This window comes from Streptomyces adelaidensis (assembly GCF_016598475.1).
Taxonomy (GTDB): domain Bacteria; phylum Actinomycetota; class Actinomycetes; order Streptomycetales; family Streptomycetaceae; genus Streptomyces; species Streptomyces adelaidensis.
Genome location: NZ_JAEMUX010000029.1, coordinates 37,706 through 62,051, shown reverse-complemented (window position 1 = coordinate 62,051; position 24,346 = coordinate 37,706). Strand labels below are relative to the sequence as shown.

General features: G+C 69.0%; 23 protein-coding genes. 8 read left to right on the top strand and 15 right to left on the bottom strand.

The features are described 5' to 3' along the window. Positions 1 to 11 precede the first annotated feature (11 nt). The 11 genes from I8N67_RS18855 to I8N67_RS18805 form a co-directional block, all read right to left on the bottom strand. Positions 12 to 581, bottom strand: coding sequence for a pilus assembly protein TadG-related protein (locus I8N67_RS18855; protein ID WP_504740367.1), 570 nt, complete (start codon positions 579 to 581; stop codon positions 12 to 14). Positions 582 to 622: 41 nt separating this feature from the next. After that, entirely contained in the window at positions 623 to 868 is a 246-nt protein-coding gene (locus I8N67_RS18850) for a hypothetical protein (RefSeq protein ID WP_372443745.1), read from the bottom strand. Positions 869 to 973: 105 nt separating this feature from the next. Further along, entirely contained in the window at positions 974 to 1,798 is an 825-nt protein-coding gene (locus tag I8N67_RS18845) for a response regulator transcription factor (protein ID WP_200304297.1), read from the bottom strand. After that, entirely contained in the window at positions 1,791 to 3,353 is a 1,563-nt protein-coding gene (locus tag I8N67_RS18840; RefSeq protein ID WP_372443744.1) for a DUF8745 domain-containing protein, read from the bottom strand. Before I8N67_RS18840 ends, I8N67_RS18845 begins: the two co-directional genes overlap by 8 nt. Beyond that, positions 3,350 to 4,252: a DUF5936 domain-containing protein gene (locus tag I8N67_RS18835; RefSeq protein WP_200304325.1), complete on the bottom strand. Its 903-nt coding sequence runs from the start codon at positions 4,250 to 4,252 to the stop codon at positions 3,350 to 3,352. Before I8N67_RS18835 ends, I8N67_RS18840 begins: the two co-directional genes overlap by 4 nt. Positions 4,253 to 4,280: 28 nt before the next feature. Then, positions 4,281 to 5,246 carry a type II secretion system F family protein gene (locus I8N67_RS18830; protein WP_372443743.1) on the bottom strand — a complete coding sequence of 322 codons (966 nt, stop codon included), beginning with the start codon at positions 5,244 to 5,246 and terminating at the stop codon, positions 4,281 to 4,283. A 31-nt stretch (positions 5,247 to 5,277) separates the two neighbouring features. Continuing rightward, positions 5,278 to 6,618 carry a TadA family conjugal transfer-associated ATPase gene (locus I8N67_RS18825; RefSeq protein ID WP_200304295.1) on the bottom strand — a complete coding sequence of 447 codons (1,341 nt, stop codon included), beginning with the start codon at positions 6,616 to 6,618 and terminating at the stop codon, positions 5,278 to 5,280. 54 nt (positions 6,619 to 6,672) lie between these two features. Beyond that, entirely contained in the window at positions 6,673 to 7,104 is a 432-nt protein-coding gene (locus I8N67_RS18820) for a TadE family protein (RefSeq protein ID WP_307835280.1), read from the bottom strand. A 530-nt stretch (positions 7,105 to 7,634) separates the two neighbouring features. Then, positions 7,635 to 9,254, bottom strand: a complete 1,620-nt coding sequence (locus I8N67_RS18815) for a CpaE/TadZ family protein (RefSeq protein WP_200304294.1) — start codon at positions 9,252 to 9,254, stop codon at positions 7,635 to 7,637. Positions 9,255 to 9,462: 208 nt separating this feature from the next. Beyond that, a complete protein-coding gene (gene cpaB, locus I8N67_RS18810) occupies positions 9,463 to 10,179 on the bottom strand; it encodes a Flp pilus assembly protein CpaB (RefSeq protein ID WP_200304293.1) in 717 nt (238 codons plus the stop codon). Positions 10,180 to 10,315: 136 nt separating this feature from the next. Beyond that, the gene (locus I8N67_RS18805; protein WP_307835279.1) at positions 10,316 to 11,254 is read right to left on the bottom strand and encodes a hypothetical protein; all 939 of its coding nucleotides are present in this window, start codon (positions 11,252 to 11,254) and stop codon (positions 10,316 to 10,318) included. A gap of 365 nt (positions 11,255 to 11,619) precedes the next feature. Here I8N67_RS18805 and I8N67_RS18800 point away from each other — a divergent pair, with 365 nt between their 5' ends. From I8N67_RS18800 to I8N67_RS18775, 6 genes are all read left to right on the top strand, one after another. Continuing rightward, entirely contained in the window at positions 11,620 to 12,306 is a 687-nt protein-coding gene (locus I8N67_RS18800; RefSeq protein WP_200304292.1) for an RNA polymerase sigma factor, read from the top strand. After that, positions 12,303 to 13,304 (top strand): CU044_5270 family protein, encoded by a 1,002-nt coding sequence (locus I8N67_RS18795; RefSeq protein ID WP_200304291.1) that lies wholly within the window; start codon positions 12,303 to 12,305, stop codon positions 13,302 to 13,304. Before I8N67_RS18800 ends, I8N67_RS18795 begins: the two co-directional genes overlap by 4 nt. Positions 13,305 to 13,493: 189 nt before the next feature. Then, positions 13,494 to 14,084: a hypothetical protein gene (locus I8N67_RS18790; protein WP_200304290.1), complete on the top strand. Its 591-nt coding sequence runs from the start codon at positions 13,494 to 13,496 to the stop codon at positions 14,082 to 14,084. Beyond that, positions 14,081 to 14,797, top strand: coding sequence for a hypothetical protein (locus tag I8N67_RS18785; RefSeq protein WP_200304289.1), 717 nt, complete (start codon positions 14,081 to 14,083; stop codon positions 14,795 to 14,797). The genes I8N67_RS18790 and I8N67_RS18785 overlap by 4 nt, the downstream gene beginning before the upstream one ends. Then, positions 14,797 to 19,590, top strand: coding sequence for a putative T7SS-secreted protein (locus I8N67_RS18780; RefSeq protein WP_200304288.1), 4,794 nt, complete (start codon positions 14,797 to 14,799; stop codon positions 19,588 to 19,590). The genes I8N67_RS18785 and I8N67_RS18780 overlap by 1 nt, the downstream gene beginning before the upstream one ends. Then, on the top strand, positions 19,587 to 20,060 hold the full coding sequence (locus tag I8N67_RS18775) for a hypothetical protein (RefSeq protein WP_200304287.1): 474 nt from the start codon (positions 19,587 to 19,589) through the stop codon (positions 20,058 to 20,060). The genes I8N67_RS18780 and I8N67_RS18775 overlap by 4 nt, the downstream gene beginning before the upstream one ends. Positions 20,061 to 20,231: 171 nt before the next feature. On the opposite strand, the gene I8N67_RS18770 is transcribed toward I8N67_RS18775, so the two are convergent. Beyond that, complete coding sequence (locus I8N67_RS18770; RefSeq protein WP_200304286.1) at positions 20,232 to 20,693, bottom strand: ATP-binding protein; 462 nt, start codon at positions 20,691 to 20,693, stop codon at positions 20,232 to 20,234. A gap of 140 nt (positions 20,694 to 20,833) precedes the next feature. Between I8N67_RS18770 and I8N67_RS18765 the strand changes: the two genes are divergently transcribed. Beyond that, a complete protein-coding gene (locus I8N67_RS18765; RefSeq protein WP_200304285.1) occupies positions 20,834 to 21,685 on the top strand; it encodes a helix-turn-helix domain-containing protein in 852 nt (283 codons plus the stop codon). A 10-nt stretch (positions 21,686 to 21,695) separates the two neighbouring features. After that, positions 21,696 to 21,887 carry a hypothetical protein gene (locus I8N67_RS18760; protein ID WP_200304284.1) on the top strand — a complete coding sequence of 64 codons (192 nt, stop codon included), beginning with the start codon at positions 21,696 to 21,698 and terminating at the stop codon, positions 21,885 to 21,887. Positions 21,888 to 21,904: 17 nt separating this feature from the next. Here I8N67_RS18760 and I8N67_RS18755 read toward each other — a convergent pair whose 3' ends face one another. The 3 genes from I8N67_RS18755 to I8N67_RS18745 form a co-directional block, all read right to left on the bottom strand. After that, entirely contained in the window at positions 21,905 to 22,399 is a 495-nt protein-coding gene (locus I8N67_RS18755) for a hypothetical protein (protein ID WP_200304283.1), read from the bottom strand. 291 nt (positions 22,400 to 22,690) lie between these two features. Further along, on the bottom strand, positions 22,691 to 23,644 hold the full coding sequence (locus tag I8N67_RS18750; protein ID WP_200304282.1) for a hypothetical protein: 954 nt from the start codon (positions 23,642 to 23,644) through the stop codon (positions 22,691 to 22,693). A 112-nt stretch (positions 23,645 to 23,756) separates the two neighbouring features. Further along, on the bottom strand, positions 23,757 to 24,245 hold the full coding sequence (locus I8N67_RS18745; RefSeq protein ID WP_234045910.1) for a peptidase inhibitor family I36 protein: 489 nt from the start codon (positions 24,243 to 24,245) through the stop codon (positions 23,757 to 23,759). Between the last annotated feature and the right edge of the window lie 101 nt (positions 24,246 to 24,346).

Below are 24,346 nucleotides of genomic sequence, written 5' to 3'. Positions count from 1 at the left end.
ACGGCTTCCTCTCACTCGGCCAGATACACAGAGAACATCACGGATGCGTCGGGCAGGTCGTCCGGATCGAAATTTCCGGGGTCGATGTCCACGATCTGGCCATCGCAGTCCAGCGCCACGGGCTTCGTGGGATCCGAGGCCACGTCGAATTGGCAGCGTGGTTGGATGACGGCGGCAGCACGGGCCGTGGCCGTCATGCTCTCGGTACCGGGGATGATCGAGTCACCGACGGTGTAGTCCGTCTCCACATCGACCTGGAACCCCGGATTGCCGTCCACTTCGATAAGCTCGGCGCCGCCTTGGAGGAATGAGTTGTTCTGAGCGGCCAGGTCCGCGGCCGCGTCGCTGGCCCCATCGGCCGGGACCCCTCCGTTGGTGAGGTCCAGCCAGTCCAACCAGTCGTCGCCCGCGGTGATGGCATCCTCAAGATCCAGCAACAGCTCATCCCGCGCCTGCTGTGCCGCCGCCAACGCGGCGGCGTCCGCCGCGGATTGAGCTCCGCTTCGGGCAGACGCCGCCTGGGCGAACGCGAAGAAGGCCAACGCCACGAAAAGCAGGATCGTCGTCAGCCAGATGTAGATCGGGAGAGTCGACCCCCGGTCACCCCGGAGATCCGCGAAGGTCAGCCGCCGCCGACGACATCCGCGACCGCCTGGCCGATCGCTTCCGAGATCGCGCCGTCCAGCTGAAGGGCGTCGATCATCACGAAGATGCCGGCGACGATAATCATGATGCCCGCGTACTCGACGAACCCGGCTCCGGATTCTCCTTCCCGCCCCCGCATCCGGGCGGAGACGGTCCGTACCCAGGTGCCCAGTGCGCGCTCCACGCCGGCTGTCGCCTTCAGCGTCCAGTCCTTCACCGCCATGACCCCTGCCCTCTCGACCGATGCCACCGCCAACCTCAGCACCGTACGTGAAACTCCCCCTACCGCGGGTGGGTCCAGGGGCCCAACTTCCCCCCGCGGGGCGGCTCATCGGGTCCATCCGTCGTGGGCCGTGCCGAGCCAGTGGGCGATGGCTTCGCTGCGGGTTGAGGTGTGCAGTTTCGCGAAGATGTGATTGATGTGGTTCTTGACGGTCTTCTCGCTGATGAAGCAGGTGGCGGCGATCTGGCGGTTGCTCATGCCGGATGCGATGAGGTCCATTACCTCCACCTCCCTTGAACTCAGGCCGAAGGACGGTCGGTTGGAGCGGTCGAGGATGCGGCGGTGGAGTGCCGACGCGTAGGCGGGGCGAGCCTTTGACGACTGTGCCACAACTGGTTGCAGCTGCGAAGAGTGGTCGTGACTTTCGTGTGAAGGTTCGTAGGAAACGCCGAGTGGACTTGAGCCATTCGAAACGGAGGGCGAAAGGGAGGGCGAGGCGGACGTCCAGGCCGAGGAGCTGATCGTGGGTCTACCTTCCCGCAAGTCCCGTACCGCCTTGATCAGTTCGGGGGCCGTGAAGTCTCCGTGGACCAGGTAGCCGGATGCGCCCCGGCGCAGGGCCTCGGCCACGACCTGGGGTTCTGTGCTGTAGGTCAGCATCATCACGGGGCAGAGCGCGGCCAGTTCGGGGAGGGCGGTGAGGCCGTCCGTGCCGGGCATGCGGACGTCGAGGAGGACTACGTCCGGACCGTGGCGGCGCGCCTCACGTACCGCTTCCTCGCCGTTCGTGGCCTGGGCCGCCACCTCGATGTCGGGGTGTGTGCCGAGCAGGGCGGTGAGACCGGCACGGACGACGGGGTTGTCGTCCGCGACGAGTACCCGCAGGGGTGGGCCGGGGAGTCCGGGGAGTGCCTGGTCCTGGTCAGGCATGTGCGGCCTCCTGTGGGGGCGCTTCGGGGGTGAGCGGGAGGGTCAGGGTGACTGTCGTACCCGAGGGGTCCGAGACAAGGTCCAGGGCCGCGCCTGTTCGAGTCGCGCGTTCCGTCATGCCCAGGAGGCCGAAGTGGCCGGATCTCGGTGCCTCTTCGAGGGTGTGGGGGGACGGGAGGCCTACGCCGTTGTCCTTGATCGTGAGGTGGAGGGTGTCCGGAGAGGTCGTCAGCTCCAATGTCACGTCCACCGCTGTCGCCTTCGCGTGACGGTGGATGTTCTCCAGGGCCTCGGCCGCGATCGCCAGGAGGTGGCGGGTCGTTTCGGGTGGGAGGGGTGGTGGGGGTGATGTGCCCTTGTGGGTGAGGTGGGTGAGGTGGGTGAGGTGGGTGGGGATGGCTGTGCGGGACTCGAAATCCGAGGTCCGTGTCGCCAGTTCGGTTGTCAGGTCTGCCGGTGGGGTGGTCGTCAGGTCTGTGTGGCGGCGTAGGTCCGTGAGGAGGTCTCGGGATTCTGCGGCTGCCCGGCGGGCCGCCGACGCGACGAGGGTGGCCTGTTGCTTCAGGTGGGTGGGGTCCGGGGTCTGGTGGTCCGCCGAGGTCGCCAGGGCGTCTGCGGCGAGGGCCAGGCCGTGGAGGGTCTTGGCCACCGAGTCGTGCAGTTCGCGGGCCAGGCGGGCGCGTTCGGACTCCACGGCCTCCGCGACGGCCAGGCGGGACGTCACCTCGGAGAGCGCCTGGGTGGCCGTACCGAAGCGGAACATCAGGTTGCGGAGGGTTACGCCGATGATGCCGGCCGCGACGCAGAAGCCGGCGATGAGGAGGGTGCTGGCGCCCGCGCCGGGGCGGTGTTCCCAGGTTCGGTGGACAGTCAGCAGGACGGCCAGTTGCAGGCCGGTGAGGACGCCGGCGCCGCGCCAGCCGTAGAGGAGGCCGGAGAGGAGGGGGGTGCAGACCGTGGCGTAGGCGAGGGGGGAGGCCGGGGAGGCGGTGAGGAGGAGGACCGCGCCGAAGAGGAGGTCCAGGGCCATGAGGGTGGGGTGGGCGAGGAGGCGGGGGGCGAAGCGGTCCCAGTCCCTGAGCATGGCGTAGGAGATGGTGATGCCGAGGACGGCGGCGAGGAGTACGGCGTGGGTCGGGGCGCCGTCCGTGGTGTTGGCCATGGCGAAGGGGGTGCCGACGGCGAGCATGGTGAGGCGGACGGCGAAGGTCTGGCGGGAGAGGGCCTGGAGGGCGTTGAGCTGGAGGCGGAGGGTGGCGGGGGGTGTGGCGTCGTCCGCCAGGTAGCCGGTGCTGGGGCCGGGCGGGGGTGTGTGGCGCTTGCCGGCGCGTGCGGGGCTCCGCTGCGGCCGGCCTCCCCCACTCTCGGCTTCACTCAAGCGGGGGGACCCCCGTCGCCCCGGCGACGCGGCTGCGCGTAGCTGGGCCGGAGCGGGAAGCCCGCCGGGCGGCGCGGCCGCTCGTAGCCGCGGCAGGGCGGGAAGCAGGGTCGGCCGCGTGGCGGCCCGCAGCTGGGACAGCGGCGTTCGCGGGGGTGTCGGCCGGGGCGCCGTCATCGGCCCAGGATGTCGCCGAAGTTGGTGCCCGAGCCGAGGAACATTCCCGTGGCGATCAGGATCATCGTCGCCGGGAGCATGAAGATCAGGGTGACGAGGGTCGCCTTGGGGATGGTGCGGGCGGCGCGACGGCGGGCGTTCTGGGCGTCGGTGCGGCGCATGTCGGCGGCCAGTTGGATGAGGGTCTCGGCGATCGGGGAGCCCAGTTCCTCGCCCTGCTGGAGGGCTGACACGAACTGGGCGACCTGCTCCGAGGAGTTGCGCCTGCGGAGTTCGTCGAAGGCCTGGCGGCGGCTGACGCCCATGTCCATCTGGCGCAGGGTGATGCGGAGTTCGTCGGCCCAGGGGCCCTCGTACTTCGCGGCGACGCGGTCCAGGGCCTGGCGGAAGCCGAGGCCGGCCGAGACGACGACGGCGAGGACGTCCAGGAAGTCGGGCAGCGTGCGGTCGATGACGTCCTTGCGTTCGCGGACGGCCTGCCAGATCGCGGCGTCGGCGGCGAGGAGGCCGAAGGCGAAGGTGCCGGCGGCGAAGAGGGGGCGGTCGCTGGTGAGGAAGACCAGGCCCATGAAGGCCCCGAAGAAGCCGTAGACGGCTCGGCGGGCCGCGTAGCGGTTGAGGGTGAGACCGCCGGGGTTGCCCGCCATGTCGATGCGATGGCGCTTGGCCTCGACCCGGCGGGGGCCCATGAGGCGCAGGACCAGGGGGGCGAAGCGCATGCCCAGGCGGTCGACGGCCGAGCCGGTCTTCGAGACGCGGGTGGCGCCCACCTCCAGGGCGAGGGCCAGGTCGCTGGGGAGTTTCGCGTCGGCTCGGATCATGCGGATGCCGAGGAGGACGCCGGCGACCGCGACGGCCGTCAGGAGGGCGAGGAGGAGGGGGAGCATCGGCGTCGTCATCATCGTCTCGGGTCCGTCCGGTTCCTTCTCATACTTCGATCTTGCCGAGGCGGCGGATGACGAAGAAGCCGACCGTGTAGAGGCCGATCGAGATCAGGACCAGGGCCTGGCCGAGGGGGGAGCCGGTGACGCGGGCCAGGGCGCCGTCGTTCGAGGAGTTGATCAGGAGGAGGGAGCCGAGGCCCAGGAGGGGGACCGTGAAGGCGGTCGCGTTGACCTCGGAGAGCATCGTGCGGACCTCGCGGCGGGTCTCCTTCCTGTCCTCCAGGGTCTGGGTGAGGTTGCGCAGGGAGCTGACCACGGTGCCGCCCGCCTTGTTGGACAGGACGAGGGTGGTGACGAGGACGATCAGTTCGCGGGAGGGGAGGCGTTCGGCGAGTTCGCCGAGGGCGTCGTCCACGGAGCGGCCGAGGGCGAGCTGGTCGGCGACTCGGGCCAGTTCCTCGCCCGCCGGGGCCTCCAGTTCCTCCGCCGCCATCGCCAGGGCCGTACGGAGGGCGAGGCCGGCGGCGGTGGCGTTGGCGAGGAGGCGGGCCACGTCGGGGAGTTGGTTGATGAAGGCCTCGATGCGTTTCTGGCGCTGCCAGTTGAGGAAGATGGCCGCGCTCCAGATCCCTACGGCGCCGGCGATCGGGCCGAAGAACGGGGCGAGGGTGGCGGCGGCGATCAGCCACAGGGCGACGACGGCCATGGTGACGTAGGTGGCGAACTCGCCCGCCGTCAGGTCGAGTCCCGTCGTCGTCAGGCGCAGATGGATCGCGCGGCCGAGGCGGGTGCGGCGCAGGCGGCGGTCGACGGCCGTGAAGCGTCGTACGCGTCCCGCCGCCGTGCGCAGCGGGCCGCCGGGGCTGCCCGCGAGGCGGTCGACCAGGGCCTGGCGCTGGGCGCGCCCGGAGGCGTAGGTGTGCGCGCCCGCGACGGCGAGGGTGCCGCAGAGGACGGTGGCGCCGAGGGCCAGCAGGGTGGAGTTGTCCAGGTCCAGGGGTGTCGCCATGTTCGGGTCCTACCTCCTCGGGGCTCTCGGGCTATCCGATGGCCTGGCGGGTGTTCAGTACGTCGATGGCCTCGGCCACTCCGTACGCGGGTGGCAGCGGCTCGTTGGCCACGTACAGCTTCTCCGCGACGGTGCGGGGTATCGGCAGGTGTTCGAAGCGGCCCTGGACGACGCGGTCGGCGCCGAGGGGGCTCGGGACGTAGCGGGTGACCGGGGCGATGCGGAACTGCTCGCGGCCGTGCGAGACGAGGAGTGCGATCTCGGTGACCTTGCGGGAGCCGTCGGCGAAGCGGGTGAGCTGGACGACCACGTCCACCGCCGAGTTGATCTGGTCCTTGAGGGCCTCGAAGGGGATGAGGACCTCGGACATGGAGCCCAGGGTCTGGAGCCGCATCAGGGCGTCCTCGGCGGAGTTGGCGTGGACGGTGGCGAGGGAGCCGTCGTGGCCCGTCGACATGGCCTGGAGCATGTCGAGGGTCTCGCCGCCGCGGACCTCGCCGACGATGATGCGGTCGGGGCGCATCCGCAGGGAGTTGCGGACCAGGTCGCGGATGGTGACCTGGCCCTTGCCCTCGATGTTCGGGGGGCGGGACTCCAGGCGGATCACGTGCTCCTGCTGGAGCTGGAGCTCGGCGGAGTCCTCGATGGTGATGATGCGCTCGTGGGACGGGATCAGGCCGGAGAGGGCGTTGAGGAGGGTGGTCTTCCCGGTGCCCGTACCGCCGCTGACGATGACGTTGAAGCGGGCGCGTACGAAGGCGGCGAGGAGCATCAGCATCTGCTCGTCCAGGGAGCCGAGGCCGATCAGTTCCGGGAGCGTGTACGCGCGGGGGAAGCGGCGGATCGTGAGGGTCGGGCCGGTGAGGGCGAGCGGCGGGATGATGACGTTGACGCGTTCGCCGGTGGGGAGGCGGGCGTCGACCATGGGGTTCGACTCGTCCACGCGGCGGTTGACGGTCGAGACGATGCGTTCGATCGTCTGCATGAGCTGGTCGGTGGAGGCGAAGCGGAGGGGGAGCTGTTCGACGCGGCCGGCTCGCTCCACGAAGATCGAGTCGGGGCCGTTGACCATGATCTCCGTGACCGACGCGTCGGCGAGGAGCGGTTCGAGGACACCGAGGCCGAGGGCCTCGTCCACGACCCTGCGGATCAGCTGGGAGCGTTCGGCGGAGGAGAGGACCGGGCCCTCTCGGCTGATGATGTGGCCGAGTACGCGTTCCAGGCGGGCCCTGCGGTCGGCTGCCGTCAGGGTCGACATCTCGGCCAGGTCGATCTCTTCGAGGAGCTTGGCACGGTAGACGGCCACGAGGTGTCCGTCCTCGCGTCCGGTGCCGCCTTCGTCGGGGGCGGCGATACGGGATCGCAGGCTCATCTTCTTCGTCAACTCCTCTCGAAAGGCGTGTTGGGGGTGGGTGCCGTGGGTGGGTCAGCTGTCGTCGTCGTTGGGCATGGTGGCGGTGCGTTCCACGGTGACCGGGTCGAAGAGGGGGATCACCGAGGGGACGGTGACGGTGACCGTGGCCGTGGTGGTGTCCGTGCCTCGGTCCGCGTCGGGGGTCGGGTCCAGCCACGCGCTCGCCGCCGCGGCGCCGGCGGCTTCGCCCGCGCCGATCTCCAGCGACTCGGCCCTGGCCGCCGCCCGCGCCGCCGAACCGGCCTGGCTGATGCCGTAGCCGACCAGGCCGAGCTGGATCGCCGCCATGCCGACGAGGAGGAGGATCGGGAGGAATCCGGCGAACTCCAGGATGGAGGAGCCCTGGTCGTTCCAGCGGCGGGGTTGGGGGGGCGCCTGCGGCGGCTTCGCGGGGGGTGTGGGGGGCGCCGCGTTCGTACGTGCGGCGGGGGTCGCCGGGGGCACGGTCTGTTCGGCACCGCCGGGGTGGGCCGTCGTGGTTGATCCCCGTCGTGGCGGGTTCTCGGTGCGGGGCGCGCGTGGAGCGGCGGGCGCCGAGCCGGGCGGGAGGGAGACGGCGACCCCGGACCGGGGCGAGCCAGGAACAACGGGCGAAGAGCCCAGCGGGAAAAACACGTGTGCCCCAGGCCGAGTCCGCTGAGGGCGGGCGGGCGCGGAACCTGCCGGGCGCGAACCGTCCGGGCCCAAAGCCCGCGCCGTACGCCAACCCTCCCGGTCCAGCAACCGCGCCGGGCGCGAAACGTCCAGGCCCAAAGCCCGCGCCGTACGCCAACCCTCCCGGTCCAGCAACCGCGCCGTACGCCAACCCTCCCGGTCCAGCGCCCCCGGCAACCCCGCGCCCTCGGCCGCGCGAGGGTGGGCGGCCGCCGGGCGGCTCAGCAGGCTGAGGCCGCCCAAGCCGCCCAGGCCACTCCCGCCACTCCCGCCACTCCGGCCGCTCCGGCCCCCGCTCCCCCACCCCTCGCTGGGCGCGTTCATCCCGCGTCCCCCTCCAGTGCCGCCCCTGCCTCGCCGTTGACGGTCCAGCCCGCGTCGAAACCGGGGAAGAAGAGGGGGACGTTGGCCTGGACCTCGGCGCGCATGATCGTGCCGACCGGGGCGCAGTCGATGGAGGTGTCGCTCCAGGCGCCCGGAAGGTTCTGGGTGCCGGCGGCCTGGCAGGCGCCGGCGACGTCGCCGTCGACCGCGTAGGCGGCCGTGGCGGCGCGGGCGGCCTCGTCGGCGGCGTTGCCGACGAGGGTGAAGGTGTAGCCGTAGAGGGCGGCCTGCCAGAGGATGGTCATGACGACGAGGATGAGGGGGAACATCCCGGCGAATTCGAGGGTCACTGAGCCCCGGTCGCCCCCCTTGCGGCGGAGGACGAGGGCGCCCCGGTCGCCGGAGGCCCTGCGGCGGCGGCCACCGCTCCCGCTCTCCGGAGGGGCGACGAGTTCCAGTTCCCCCGCCAGCGCCCACAGTGCCTGTTTGACGACCGAGCGGGCGTCGAGGTCCTGGAGGCGGCCCGCGTCGACGACGGACTGGAGTTCCTTGAAGGCGGCGGGGACGGCGGCGCGGGCCACCTTCGTGCCGGTGACCTTCTCGACTAGCGACGGCTGGATCTCCGTACCGCGCGAGTGACGGTTGACGACTGTCAGCGTCTCCTCGGCCTTGCGGATCTGGAGGCGGTCCCAGAGGCGGACCATGCGTTTGGCGGCGCGGATGGCGACGACGTCGGGCGTCACCAGCAGCAGCGCCTGGTCGGCCATCTCGACGGCCGCCGCGGTGGCCGCGTTCATCTGTGAACCGCAGTCGACGACCACCACGTCGTGCCGGGAGCGGAGGGCGGCCAGGATCTGGCGGGTGACGCGGTCCGTCACCTCCTCGCCGCGCTCGCCCTCGGCGGGGGCGAGGAGGAGAGCGATACCGGTGTCGTGGGCGAAGATCGCCTCCTGGAGGACGCGGGGGTTGATGTCCGCGATGCCGGCCAGGTCGACGACCGAGCGGCGGAACTGCACGTCCAGGTAGGACGCCACGTCCCCGGACTGCAGGTCGAGGTCGACCAGCGCCACCGTACGGCCGGACGCGCGGGCCGCCAGGGCGAGTTGCACGGCGGTGACGGTGGCGCCGACCCCGCCCTTGGCTCCGCTGACCGTGACGACGGTGCCGCCGGGGCCCGAGTACAGCTCCGGAGTGCTGCTGCTGCCGAGGTGACGGCGCATGCCGGCGGACCAGGCGGCGGCGGCCTGGACGCGCTCGGCGAGGGCGTCGTAGGAGAGGGGGAGGTTGACGATGCCGCGGGCGCCGGAGTCCATGGCGGCGGTGAGGACGCCGGTGCTCGTGTCGGAGGTGATGAGGACGACGCCGACCGCCGGGAACCGCAGGACGAGGTCGCGGACCAGGTCCAACGCCGGTACCGGGCCGATCCGTTCGTGGACGAGCACCACCTCCGGCAGCTCGTCCAGCGACTCGGCGGCCAGCCGCGCGAGGGTGTCGAGCAGGGCGGTGGAGTCGGCGACATGCGGCGCCGGTTCGGCGTCGGACAGCTGACCGAGCAGGGTGGTGAGAGCGCGGGCCGAGTCGGCGTCCCCGACGGCGGGGAGGATGCGGATGGTCATCGGCGCGTCCCCGTTCCGGGCACGGAGGACGGGTGGGGCGCGGCCGCCTCACACCACAAGGGCTCCCACGGCCCCCACGGCTCCCGGGGCGCACTCGGCCGCCACGGCACGCCCACGCGCCGCGCCCTCCTCAGCATGCCCACCCACCGCACCTCTGCTCCAGGCATCCTCGTACGGACATTCCGGACCGACCTCATCGCGCGGCCTCCTACTTGTCCTCGTCGAGGGTGTACGAACGGTCGTCCGGTACGACGACGGTGGCCTCCCCGCCCCCGACGAGGGCGAGTCGGACGTGCTCGGCGAACGACTCGGCGAACGCGACGCGCTGGGCGTCGGCGGTGTCGAGCGCGAAGGTGATCGGGACCGCCTCGGTGGCCGTACGGCGGCGTTCGCTGCTGGACTGGCCGGCTTCGAGGGGGGTGAGCTTGCCGACGTCGATGACGCGGGCGTCGGCGACCATCAGCTTGGACGTGTCCTTGCCCGAGTCGCTGTCCTTCTCCTCGAACGTGGCGTAGATGTTGACCCGCGACCCCGGGTTGATCTTCCCCGCCACACCGGTGGACGCGTCGATCAGGATCGCGATCTCCTGCTGCCCCGCTTCGAGTTCGGGCCGGTCCACGATCATGTCGGACTGGAGCAGTGAGCCCTTCTCCAGCTGGGTGACGGCGATCTTCCCGCGGATCTGCGCCAGATCGGTGACCGCCGTACCGGACAGCCACCGCTCCGGCATCGTGATCTTCTCGAACTGGCTTGCCGACAGCTCCTTGTAGGGTGCTATGTCGTTCTTCAGCCGGTACGCCGTCACCTCGGGTCCGACCTTCGCGTTCACGTCACGGATCACCGAGAGCACTCCGGCGAAGGCGGCCAGGGCGCACAGGGCCGAGAGGACCAGCAGGACGACGCCGCGGCGCTGGCGTGAGTTCATGACGCGGACAACCTCGATCGGGGTGAGGACGGACGGGTCGTACGGCCTTGCGGGCTGTCTTGCCAGTCGGCTCGCGGGCTGCATCGCGAGTCGGCTCGCGGGCTGCATCGCCGGCTGTGAAGTTGTCGTTCGTCCGTCATGGGGCCCCTCGCGGCAGGGCCCGGACGGGGCCGGACGGTCCGGCCACGCCGACCGAGGTGGGGGCGGGTTCCGGTTCACGTAAGGGTGCCGCGCAGAACCCGCAGCGGTCGCCGATGAGTTCGAGGCCGCACCAGTGGCAGGTCTCGCGGCGTACGGACGACACGAGCTGGTAGAGCACGGAGACGTCGGAGAGGCCGGCGGCGAACTCGACGAGCTTCCCGGTCCCCCACCAGCGCGCGGACCCCGCCGGCAGCGGCACCGTCGCGACGCCCTGCACCTGCCAGGCCGGCGCGAGCGTCCCGGTCACCCAGTCCGACGGCGGCTGCGGCCCCTGCGCGACGAGCAGCCGGGTGCCGAACTCGGGCCCCGCGAGGGGTTCCTGGTCGGCGACGTTCAGCCGGACGAGCTGGGGCCGGGGGTTGGCCAGTACGGCGAACTGGGCGCCCGGCACCCAGGACTTGGCGTGCGACTTCAGTGTGACCGGCACCCGGTCCAGCTTGGCGACGGAGCCGAGGAGGGCGCCGGCGTAGATGTAGTGCGCGAGGAGGCGTACGGAGGAGGCGAGCACGCCCGGGCTGAAGTCGCAGACGGACAGCTGCCGCAACTGCTGGGCGAGCAGGGCGAGTCCGAGCGGCGGCAGGTCGACGCCGAGCAGCGCGATGCGGTCGCTCTCCAGCACGGAGCGGACGGTGTGCAGCCGCCGGGTGACGGCGGACGCGTCGGAGACCGAGTGGAGGGCGATGACGTAGCCGTGCTGTTCGATGAGCGCGTGCATGCCGAGCAGGGAGCTTTCGAGGGTCTCCTGCGGCTGTACGACTGCGAGCGGGGTCTGCCGGTCATGCGGTGGGAGCACCAGGTCGGAACTGGTGACGGCTATCGCGGTCGGCACGCTGCACACCACCCCGTTCACTGCGGCGGCGGGATGGTCGTCCACCGCCCCAGATGGCCCCTGTGAGGTTCGACGCCGGCCTCGACGCCCCTCCTGCATCGTCTTGCATCAGCACCATATCCACGGCATGCCCCGATCAACACCGAATCTTCTTGATCAACTCACCGAAGGTACGGGCCGTATCCACACAGAGTAAGACGCATATGCCCCAACTCGGCACGCCAGCACGGGCGTTGAGGGCACCCGGACGGGTGACCGGGTCTCGTGCGGGGAGAATTGACGACCCTCGGCGGATGGACTGCCGCCCGTTCGCGCCCTACGCGCCACACTGCCGCTGTGGCGCAGGTCACCGGAACCTCCCCCGTCTCGCGGAGAGACACGGGGTGTGAGGTGTAAGAGGTGCATGCGAGATGAGTGACCCGTTGCGGGCGCGGATACGGGCCGGGGACCGGGAGGCCTTCGCGGAGGTCTACGACGCGTACGCGCGCGCCGTCTACAACCATGCCTACCGGCTGACCGGCGACTGGTCGACGGCCGAGGAGGTGATGGCGGACACCTTCCTGGACGCCTGGCGCACGCGGGCGCAACTGGAGTCGGACGGGGGCACGTTGAAGCCGTGGCTGCTGGGCATCGCGACCAACAAGGCCCGCAACGCCAACCGGGGCCTCGGCCGCCGCCTGGCCTTCCTGGCCCGCCGCCCGGCCCCGGACCCGGTGGCCGACTTCGCCGACGAGACCGCCGGGCGCCTCGACGACGCGCGCCGGCTCGCCGCCGTACGCCAGGTGTACGGGCGACTGCGGCGCGGGGAGCGGGAGGTGCTGGCGCTGTGCGTGTGGGGCGGCCTCGACTATCCGCAGGCGGCCCAGGCCCTGGGTGTCTCGGTGGGGACCGTGCGGTCGCGGCTGTCGCGGGCGCGGGCACGGCTCCGCCGGCTCACGGACGAACGTCTGAGCGAGCGGCGGAGCGAGGGACCGGACGGGCAGCGGTCAGAAACCAGCACAAATGGCATGGAACCGGGGCGTCGTCGCGGAGAGGTAGAGGGCGAGGCCGCGTTCGCGGCCCTTCCGCTCAAGGAGATTCAGGAGGGATCCCGATGAACGAGGAGCTGGCCCGAGTGCTGCCGCCCCCGCCCGAACGGGACGTTCCGCCTGGTCGCCTCGCCCACCACAAGGACCGTTTGATGCAGCTCATCGACGACGACCGGATACCCGCGCCCCACGCCCCCACCACGGCCCGGCAGCCACGCGTCCAGGCGCTTCGCCCGGCGCTCTGGATGCCCGCCGCCGCCCTCGCGCTGGCCGGTGCGCTGACCGTCGGCCTCGTCACGAACATGGACTCCGGCTACGGGCTGGAACCGTCCGACACCGAGACAGCCGCCCTCTTCCTCGACCGTATCGCCGACGTCGCCGCCCAGACGGAGGTCACGCCCGTCCACGACGACCAGCTGGTCTACGTCAAGAGTCTGACCGCCGGGGCGGAGGCCTTCGAGGACGGCCCGTTCAAGCCCGAAGAGTTGCACCAGCGGGAGGTGTGGGTGTCGCAGGAGCCCGGCCCGGTGAAGCAGTTGGCCCTGCACTACGAGGCGGGCGGCTACTCCCCGGTCAGGGAACTGCTGCCGCCGGGCTCACCGGGCACCCCGGCGGGCATCGACCGCCCCACGTACAAGTGGCTGGCCGCCCTGCCCACCGACCCCGACGAACTCCTCACCGAGCTCTACCGCCTGACCGGCAAGGTGGAGGGCCAGGAGAAGGCCCAGGCCGTCTTCGACAGGATCGGCGAACTGCTGGGCGAGACGATCATGCCGCCGGCGACCGCCGCCGCACTGTACGAGGCCGCGGCGAAGATCCCCGGGGTGACCCTGATCGAGGACGCCGTCGACCCCGCCGGGCGGCACGGCGTCGGCATCCGCCGGGTCGACGAGCGCGCCGCCTGGGCAACCGAGTGGATCTTCGACCGTGACACCCTCACGTACCTGGGCGAGCGCAGCTACCTGACGGCGGACGGGGAGATGGGGAAGAAGGGCATGATCATGAGCGAGAACGCCGTACTGAAGCGGGGGGTGGTGGACAGGTACCGCGAGCGGCCGGGGGCGTAGGACGCCACAGGAGCCGGAGGGGGACCGCTGTCGCCACGGCGACATGTACCCCTCTTCGCTCCTCTCCCCACCTCGCCTCTCCCCTCTCTCCCCCTCACCTCTCCTTCTTCTCCGTCTGCGAGACGCTCTACACGGTGGCAAAGGCGAAGGCGTTGCAGCCTGTAGCACGCCGGTGCGATGATCGCACGCATGTCTGATCACGGGGGAGGCAGCGGGGTGGCGGAGGGGACGCGCCGGTCCAGGATCTTCGACTACGTGGAAATGGCCTCACCGGCAGAGCCGAACGAAACCACGCCCGAACAACCACCCGTGCCGCCCGAAGAGCACGCCCCTCCCCCGGCGGCAGACGATCTCGCCCTCACCCGCCGCCGGCGCGAAGCCGCCGCCCTGCTCGGTGAGTTCCGGCGTACGGCGGTCCTGGTGCCCCTCTCGGACGACGGCTCGCCCCTGACCGCGGAGCATGGCGGCATCCGGTGGATCTACGCCTTCTCCGACGAACCCTCCCTGGCCCGGTTCGCCATCGCAAGGGGCGAAGGCGCATGGGAGTGGACGTACGACCGTGTCCTGGGCGCCCGGCTGCTGGACGTGGCGATCCCGGCGATGCCGGTGCCGTACGGGGTGGCGCTGGACGCCGGCAGCGAGGGCCAGGGCGCGCTGTTCCCGCCGGTGCGGGGGATCGTGCCGGACGCGGCTGCCGTGGACACGGACGTGGACACGGACGTGGACACGGACGAAGGCGAGATGAACGGGGTCGGCGGAAACGGGGAGTTGACGCGATGAACGACGGCGGCGGCGGCGGTAGTACCGGCGGAGGCCCCGGCGGTGGTGGACAGGACCTGCAGGTGGAAGCCCTGTCCCTGATCACCGAGGGCATCAACCTGGCTATGTCGGAGCTTCGCGAACTCGGCATGATCGGCGAGGCGAGTGCGGGCCGAGGCTTCTCCGAACTGGCGCTGTCCGGCCTGGAGTTGGGCCACGGCGGACTGACGTCGGCGCTCGACTCGTTCTGCGAACGCTGGGAGTGGGGTGTGCGCGCGCTGATCCTGGAGGGCAGTGCGTTCGCGGACGCCGTGGGTCTGGCAGCCGGCACGTTCTACGAGACCGAGCAGTACATCGACGGCACCTTCAAGATCGCGGCGAACTCCGTGATGGGCAACCCGCATCTCACCGAGGACGATGTCGCGCGGATGACGTGGGGCGAGATCGGTGACAACCACATGTTCGCCACCTCCGGCTGGAGCGCGGAGTCCTGGAAGGGGGCCCAGGAGAACACCGACCAGGCCTGGAACGACGCTCGGCGTGACGCACTGACCTCCCCCCTTCTCCAGCACGGGCCGGTCGACCCGCAGGAGTCGATGGGCATGACGGACCAGCAGTACGAGGCGTGGCTGGACCAGCAGTACGGCCCGTCGCCCGAGGAGCGCGAGCAGGCGGCCCAGGGAGCCCAAGAAGCCCAGGGAGAGGGACAGCGGCAGGGCGGGGGCGACCGCTGATGGGTGGCTGGATTCCGGACGGCGTGGGCGACAAGCTCAAGGGTGCCGCCAACACGGTCGTCGGCAAGGCCGAAGAGGTCTACGACGACGGCAAGAAGCTCGTCGGCGAAGGCATCGACAAGGGCACCGACTTCGCCGGCGAGCGCTTGGAGGACATGGGCCTCCACGGCGTGGCGGACAAGGTGGAGGACTGGGGCGACGGCGCCGCCTCCGCCCTGGGCGCCACCCCCGGCGAACAGCAACTCGGCGAAACCGAACAGGCCAACGAACTCATCCACGGCAACGTCGGCCGCATCCAGGAGAGCGCCAAACACCTCAAGGACTTCCACACGGCCTTCGACAAGGTCGCCGACGGCATGGGCAAGCTGGACTCCTCCCGCTGGAAGGGCCTGGCGGCCGACACCTTCCGCGAGAAGTTCGCCATGCACCCCAAGAAGTGGCGCTACGCGTCCGACGCCTGCGACCAGGCCGCCAAGGCCCTCGATTCCTACGCGGACACGGTCAAGTGGGCCCAGGGCCAGGCGCAGGACGCCGTCGACGCCTACAAGGCCGGTGTGAAGGCGTCCAACGCGGCGGTGGACGCGTACAACGCCAAGGTCGACACCTACAACGCCAAGGTGAAGTCCGGTGAGGACCCCGGGCCCAAGCCGGCCGGGTTCGACGACCCCGGCAAGTCGGACATCGCCCGCGCCCACGACCTCCTCAAAGAGGCCCGCCGCCAACGCAACGAGGCCGCCCGCACCGCCGCTACCTCGGTCAAGGCCGCCTTGGAGCACGCCCCCGCCGAACTACCCCCCGCCCTCCGCCTCGCGGCCGAAATCACCGACTACGGGGCGTCGAGGAGCACGGAACTCCTCCACGTCGCCGGCGGCGTCGTCAAGGGCGGCGCCGGCATCATCACCTTCGCCCGCGGCATGAACGCCCTCGACCCGTACAACATCGCCCACCCCGCCGAGTACTACCAGAACGTCAACATGACGCTGGCCGGGGTCACCTCGACGGTGGCGCATCCGGACCGGGCCCTCAAGGACGCCTGGCAGTCCGCCAGGAAGGACCCATCCGAATTCACGGGCCGCTTCATCCTCGACCTCCTCGGAACCAAGGGCGCGGGGGCGGCACGTGGAGTGGCGACGGGCGGCATCAAGGGCGCGCTCAAGCGGACACTCGATGACGCGGCCGAGGCGGGAGCCAAACGAGAGCTGAGGGACACCGTCAGCGAGGGGCCCCGTGAGCACGACAACCCCAACCAGAAGGTCGACAAGGACCCGACCGACCCGGTCGACCTCACCACGGGCAAGATGTACCTGCCTCAGACGGACGTGGTGCTTCCGGGCGCTCTCCCTCTCGTCTTCAGACGGCGGGTGGAGTCCGGCTACCACTTCGGCCGCTGGTTCGGCCCGTCGTGGTCCTCGACGGTCGACCAGCGCCTGGAGATCGATTCCGAGGGCGTCATCTTCGTCACCGAGGACGGCCTGCTCCTCGCCTATCCCCATCCGGCGCCGGGCGTCCCGACCCTCCCCAGCCACGGCCCCCGCTGGCCCCTGGACCGCGAGGATGGCGGCTACACCGTCACCGACCCGCAGACGCACCGCGTCTGGCACTTCACCGACCGCCGGGACGACCTGGCCGTCATCGAGCAGATCGACGACCGCAACGGCAACTGGCTCACCTTCGAGTACGACGCCGAGGGCGCCCCGCTCGGCATCGTCTCCAGCGCCGGATACGACGTGCGTATCACCACCGAGGCAGACAGGGTCACGGCACTCCGTCTGGCCTCCGGCGACCAGGAACTGAAGCGCTACAGCTACACCGACGGCGACCTGACCGAGGTCATCAACTCCTCCGGTCTGCCGCTCCGTTTCACGTACGACGAGGTCGGCCGCGTCACATCCTGGACGGACACGAACGACCGCGGCTACGCGTACGAGTACGACGACCGGGACCGCTGCACCGCCGAGGGCGGCACACACGGCCACATGAGCCTCCTCTTCACGTACGGCGAACGGGATGCGGCAACTGGGCACCGCGTGACGACCACGACGACCGGCGAGGGCCACACCCGCCGCTTCGTGATCAACGACGCCTGCCAGGTCGTCACCGAGATCGACCCCCTCGGCGCGGCCACCCACTTCGAACGGGACCGCTACCACCGCCTCCTCTCCCGCACGGATCCGCTCGGCCACACGACCACGTTCCGCTACGACAAGGCCGGCAACCCGACCGTCGTCATACGCCCGGACGGCCGCGAGGCGAGGGCCGAGTACAACGAACTCGGCCTGCCGGTGCGAGTGGTGAACCCGGACGGCACGGTCGTCCGCCAGGCGTACGACGAACGGGGCAACCGCACATCGGTGACGGCCCCAACGGGTCTCACCACCCACTTCACGTACAACGACTCAGGCCACCTCACCACCGTCACCGATCCCCTCGGCCACACGGCAACGGTCCGCTGTGACCGTGCCGGTCTCCCCCTGGAGATCACGGATTCCCTCGGCGCCACAAGCCGATACAAACGTGATCCCTTCGGCAGACCCGTCGCCATCACGGACCCAATGGGTGCGGTGACCCAGTTGGAGTGGACGATCGAGGGCCACCTCGTCCGCCGCACGGCCGCCGACGGCACCATGGAGTCGTGGACGTACGACGGTGAGGGCAACTGCACCACCCACACGGATTCGATGGGCGCCGTCTCTCGCTTCGAGTACACCCATTTCGACCTGCTGACTGCCCGGACGGGCCCGGACGGCGTGCGCTACGAGTTCGACCACGACGAAGAGTTGCGCCTGACGCGGGTAACCAACCCGCAGGGCCTGACATGGAGTTACGAGTACGACGCGACGGGTCGCCTCATGGCGGAGACGGACTTCGACGACCGCATCCTCACCTACACCCACGACAGGGCAGGCCGCCTGACATCCCGTATGAACACGCTCGGCCAGGTGGTGTCATTCACCCGCAACGCGTTGGGGCAAGTGACCCGAAAGGACACAGCGGGACAAGTCACGACGTACGCATACGACATGACGGACCAGCTCGCCCATGCGACGGGCCCGGATGGTACGGCTCTGACAATCTTGCGCGACCGCTTCGGCCTCGTGCGCTCGGAAAACGTCGACGGACGCAACCTGACGTATAAGTACGACGAGTTCGGCCGACAGTCATCCCGCACCACGCCGACGGGCGCAACGACGACGTGGACATACGACGCGACCGGTCGCCGCACGGGAATGACGGCCTCGGGCCACACCATCAACTTTACCTACGACGAGGCAGGTCGCGAAGTCACCCGCCGCATCGGCGAGACAGTCACCCTGGAGCACACCTTCGATTCCCTGAGCCGCTTGACAACCCAGTCCGTACGGGGAGCAAGCAACCGCTCGGTCCAGCACCGCACGTACACCTATCGCGCCGACGGCAACCTGATCGGCATCGACGACCAACTCGCCGGCTCCCGCCACTTTGATCTGGACGCGACAGGCCGCGTAACAGCAGTGCACGCCGCGAACTGGACGGAGACATACGCCTACGACAAGGCGGGCAACCAGACGTCAGCGTCATGGCCGACCGACCACCCTGGCCAGGAGGCGACCGGCCCCCGCGCCTACGCGGGCACCCGCATCACCCGTGCGGGAGGTGTCCGATATGAACACGACACCCTCGGCCGCATCGCGCTCCGCCAGAAAACCCGCCTGTCCCGCAAACCGGACTCCTGGCAGTACGAGTGGGACGCCGAGGACCAGCTGACATCGGTGACCACGCCGGACGGCACACGCTGGCGCTACACGTACGACCCACTGGGCCGCCGTACCGCGAAGCACCGTCTGGCGGACGACGGCAAAACAGTCATCGAGCGGGTCGACTTCACCTGGGACGGCACGACCCTCTGCGAACAGACCACCACGTCCCCGGCTCTGCCGAACGCGGTCACCCTGACCTGGGACTACCAAGGCCTGCGGCCCATCTCCCAGACCGAACGCATCACCCCTGCGGGGGCTCCCCAACAGGCGATCGACTCCCGTTTCTTCGCCGTCATCACCGACCTTGTCGGCACCCCTACCGAACTCGTCGACGAACAAGGCGAGATCGCCTGGCGCACCCGCAGCACCCTGTGGGGCACCACAGCCTGGGCCACCAACAGCATCGCCTACACACCTCTACGTTTCCCCGGCCAGTACTTCGACCCTGAAACGGGCCTCCACTACAACTACTTCCGCCATTACGATCCCGAAACGGCCCGCTACATCACTCCTGACCCCCTCGGCCTCACTCCTGCACCCAATCCCGCTGCATACGTCCATAACCCACTGGAGGCAGTAGATCCGGAGGGACTCTCCCCCTGCCGCCAAGCCGTCGCAGATGACTTTGGCGTCGCACGCAAGGCAGTAATCGAACCTAAAGTAGTCTATCGAGGGGATACCCGCCTGCCTGAAACAGTTTTTGAAAATGGCTTTTCACCGAAGGGAACCAACGAGGACATCGGAAAATATTCACTCTACGACACCCCCTCAAACTGGGTCGGCACCAGCAAGAGTGTCAGCGAGGCAGGTAATTTTCCGCAGTCAGCTAAAGGTCGCGGCACCTGGGTATATGAGATCCGCGGCGCCGGATATGGCGTAGATGTCAACCGCTCACTAGGTGGCGCGATTCGATCTTGGATAAATGGAACAGGCTTCCCATCCGAACGAGAAGTAATTTTCAGGAACATCGATCCAAACAACATCGTACGAGCGGAATATTGGCGCTACGGAAGACCAACGGGTGAAATCATCGAGAACCCAGGATATGCAGAATGAACGAAGAAATCCCGATCCGTGTCCAGTTTGACGGCCAGGAAGTCCAGTGGAGGATGCTGGTCGAAGGGGACGGCCCATGGCACCTGCGTCTGGAATCACCTCGCGGCATTGAAGCATCGGCAAACGGCGACAACGTGTTTCAAGCACTACGGTCCGTACGAGCGCAACTTTCCCCTAGAGGAATTGCAATCTGCTGCAACGGGGCACGAGCTAATGTCAGACCATCCGGACTGTCCGCATCTCATGGCGCTTGGATGGTCTACGTTCTCCACATGTGGCGCCCCGCGACAGTACGCGACCTCGTTCCAACCTTCAATTATGCACCACCCAGTATGATTGCCTCCATCGAAGAACAGGATGCATATTGGGAGCGCCACCTCAAAAATAGAAGGAATTGGCTGAACTTCATCAATCCTGTCTGGTGGCTCTATTTCCTCACGGCGTCTCGAGGAAAGCCGAAGTGGCAATAACATCAATTCAGGAGAATTGACCGACCCAGAACCACGGGTGGCCATCCAGGAGATCCGGACCGACAGCCCCAAATTCACGAATGCCGACCACACGCGCGAGCGGTACCCCACGCCGGACAACCCGGGCGGAAGGGCAATTCACCCTCCCGCCCGACCCAGGCTTACACATAGTCAACTGCGCACGGTCGACAGCTCGAACCACACCACCTTCCAGCCCCGCTTCCGGAAGTCTCCGAGGACGGGGTAGCGGCCCCAGACGTCCGCCAAGGTCTCGACGAGGTACAGGCCTCGGCCGAAGTCCTGGTCGGAGGTGGGCGGGAGGGGGTTCGGGAGTTCGGGGTGGTTGTCCAGGACGGCGACGTGGATGTGGTCGGGGCGGGTGCGGAGGGTGGCGGTGATGGGGCCGTCGGAGTGCTTCACCGCGTTCGAGATCAGTTCCGAGGTCAGCAGCGCCGCCGTGTCGGTGAGGGCCTGGGGGCAGGCGTGGCCGAGCAGGGCCGCGCGGACCGTGTGGCGGGCGACGTGCGCGGACCGGGGGTCGTTGGGGAGGTCCAGGCGGCAGTTCCAGGGGCGGGAAGTTGTCGAGGCTGAGGGGACGGGCGGGACGGGGCAGGCCGAGGTCGCTTCGGGCATGGGGGTTCCCTTCGGGAGCAGCAACTGCCGTGTGTAGCTTGTGCATCACTGACTGTAGGGCATGCGGGGTTATGTTGCCCTGCACTCAGGGGAACCCAAGCACCTCATAGGGTGAGGCTGAACTTCGAGGAAGGAACGGCATGGCCGCGAGGACATCCCCTACGGAGCGGCAGAAGAGGCTCGGGGCGGAGGTACGCAGGATGCGCACCGCCGCCGGCATGACCGGGGAGTACGCCGCCGGACTGCTCGGTGTGGACCGGGGGAAGATCTCCAACATCGAGTCAGGCACCCGCGCCATCAGCGCCGAGCGGCTGCGCACGTTGGCCTGCAACTGCGACTGCGGCGACGAGGCGTACGTCAACGCCTTGGTCGCCATGGCCCAACTCGCCGAGCGGGGCTGGTGGGAGCGGTACCGAGGCAGTCTTCCCTCCGGGCTCCTCGACATCGCCGAGTTGGAGCACCACGCGGTGCGGATGCGCAGCGTTCACCTGATCCACATGCCTGGCCTACTCCAGTCCAGCGACCACGCCCAGGCTGTGTTCAAGGCCGGACTGCCGCCGTTGCCGGAGCACGAGATCGCCCTGCGCCTCGCGCACCGCCTGGAGCGTCAGCGGGTTCTGCAGAGCGACAACCCCACCGAGTACGTCGGGATACTTCACGAGGCGGCGTTGCGCATGCAGTTCGGCGGCCGCCGGGTCGCACGAGGGCAGCTCGATCATCTTCTGACCGTGTCGCAGTGGGCCAACGTCTCGCTGCGGGTCTTCCCGTTCGACGCAGGCTCGTTCCCCGGCGCAGGGCAGACCGTGATCTACGTGGAAGGGCCCGTGCCGCAGCTCGACACCGTACAGATCGACAGCACCCACGGGCCGGAATTCCTGTACCTGGAGGCCCAGTTGTCCAAGTACCGAACCCAACTGGACTGGATGGAGCAGCGCGCACTGTCCCCCGAGGAGTCGCGCTCCTTCATCCAGGACATCGCCAGCAAACTCTGAGGAGACGACCATGGCCGACATCACGTGGGAAGACGCCTTCTGCGCCGAGGGATCGGCCTGCTTCCGCCTCGGCACCGACCCCACCGGCAACGCCTACATCGCCATAGCCGGTGCCGAGAACGCCTACCTCACCGACACCCGTGAAGCGCTCCGCACGCTCATCCTCGACATCAAGGCCGGTAAGGCGGATCACCTGCTCTGAGGCGCCGTACGCCGTTGCTAGCCCATCGGGCGGTAGTACCCCAGCACCTGGGCCAGGTGGGCGAACCACTGGTGGAGGCGCTCGCGCGGCTTGGCCTCGACCGTGCACTCGTAGAAGCTGCCGTCGAGGTGGATGGCGGCGACCATGAGGGCCTTGCCGTTGCCGCTCGCCTTGTAGTGGACGCTGCGGATCTCGGGCCAGGGGAAGTCGACGGCGACGCCGTGGTCCTCGAAGGCGACGCCGGTGGCGTCGATGACGACGGAGTTGCGGCGGTCGACGGCCAGGAACTCCGGGCCCTGGGCCGGGGCGGCGCCCGCCTGCGGCTGGGGGTACGAGTGGGGGGACGGTGCCGTCATCCCATAGGGCGGCTGCGGCGGTTGCCCGTACGGCTGTGGAGGCGTGCCCGGGGGTGCGTACGGCGGGGGCGGGGGGCCGAAGCCGGGCTGACCTCCCGGCGGCGTCCACGGCTGTGACGGTGGTGGCGGCTGGTGGCCCTGCTCCGGCTGGTCCATGACTGATCGTCCCTCTGCCCCGTCGTGGTGACTCGTACCGCACCGTATCCCGCCCCCGCCCATGAAACATTCCCCGGGTGTCAAGGCATCGATGAAGTGAGAGACGAGAAGCGGAACGTGCCTCCGGCGCGATCGGGGACGTGCCCGCCGGGCGCGGCTACGACCTCCCCGTGGTCGTCCTGCGCTGCCGGGGTTCATTCGTAGTGCCGACGCCGACGGCACGCGCCTGTTCTCCGCCGCCGCCCAGCTCGTGCACGCCCGCCGACGGCTCAGCCTGCCCTGCCCCGAACGCTACGAGTCCGGGTGCGCGGCGATGAGTGACCGGGCGTTCCGTAGAGTGGTGTCGTTGTCCTGCTTCTGCTGCTGGAGGGGCTGACGGGAAGCCAAAATCATTTCACCCTGGATCTCGGCTTCGGCCGCGCTCCAGATTTTCACCAGCCCGACCTTCTTCTTGCATTCGACGTCAGCGGTCGCCAGTCTCACCTCGCTCTTGTCCGCACCGGGTTCGTCCAGGTTTACAGCACTGATGCTTTCGAGCGGGGTGGCGTAGGAGTATCCCTCGCTCTTCATGCACACCGACCATTCCGCGAGCGCCTTGGCGACCACGGGGACCTTCTGCGACCGAGCGAAGGACGTCGTGTCGATATCGCTCACGATGTCCGCATGCGTGCGCAAGGATTCGCGTCCCAGCAGTTCCCGACGCGCCTCGGCGGAGCATCCCCCCTTCGGAACCCGTTCGCCATTCAGCTCGGTGACTGGGCCGGAGTAACCGGGTATCGCATGGAATTCACCCGTGACGGCGTCGAGGAACAGCCCCCCGGTCATCGCCGAGGCCTCGTCCTCGCTGAACCTCCGGTTCTGGACATCCGATGACGCTCCTCGTGTCACCACGTGGTACCCGTACTGCCGGGCGGCGTAGAGGTCGATCACGCCGTATCGCCGGTCGCCCAGGGTGATCGTGGGCTCCGTGGTCTTCAGGGAGTAGCCGTACCGGCTCATGCACGAGGACATGGCGATGTCGGTGGCCCGATCGACGACTGCGTTCTCCTCGGGGGTGAACTTGTAGTCATAGATGGGGAGCGGGAGCCGCTGCGGCCTGTACTTCTCCGCCGCGTTCTTCGTCGCCGCGGCTGTGGGAGGTCCGGAGGTACGTGATCCCGCCGAGCCGGCCTCCTGTTCGGCCGAGCATCCGACGACGGCGGTGAGGATGAGGGCAGCGGTGAGGGTCCTGGCCGGAGTACGCATGATCTGCTCTTGCCTCAGGGATGGGGTTGGCCGGTACAGGGAGCGCGAGGAAGCCGAACGGGCTCGCGGCCTCCGCCCGAAAGAGACGGCCGCGAGCCCCTTTACGCCTGCTTCAGCAAGGCAGAGAGGAGGCGTTGTCGTTGTAGGTGTTCACAAGGTTCCTGCCACTCCTGGCCGACACCGTGTCCGAAGGGCCGGCGAAGTTGGTGTTGTAGTAGATACGAACGCAGGTGGAATTGTTGTTGTACACGCTGGCGGAGTTGTTCATCACGGCCTGCCCGAGGCCGGCGTTAGTGGTGCCCGCGTAACTGAACTTGTGGCCGGCGAGGCTTGCCTGTCTCGTGGCCATCCCGGCGAAGGACCCCTCCAGGTTGGAGTTGTAGAAGAAACAGAACGCCTGACTCGGGGTGGCGGCATTGGCAATGCAGCCATTCGCACCGCCCGCGGCATGGGCCTGGGTCGGGATAATGCTGAGAATGCCGGCTGAAGCGGCAGTCAGAGCAAGGGCACCTATACGGGACTTGATCATGGGCTCTCCATATTCCTTGCGGTCGATTCCGAAGGGCCTGATCAGGATGCAGTGGAAATCCTGTGAGGTCATCAGCAATGCGTCCACAGAGAATTTGACTCAGCGTCTACTCCTGGCGAGGCCGCATGGAGCTCAGCTTGGCCCAGACCACCAGGCGGTACCCGGACGTGTAT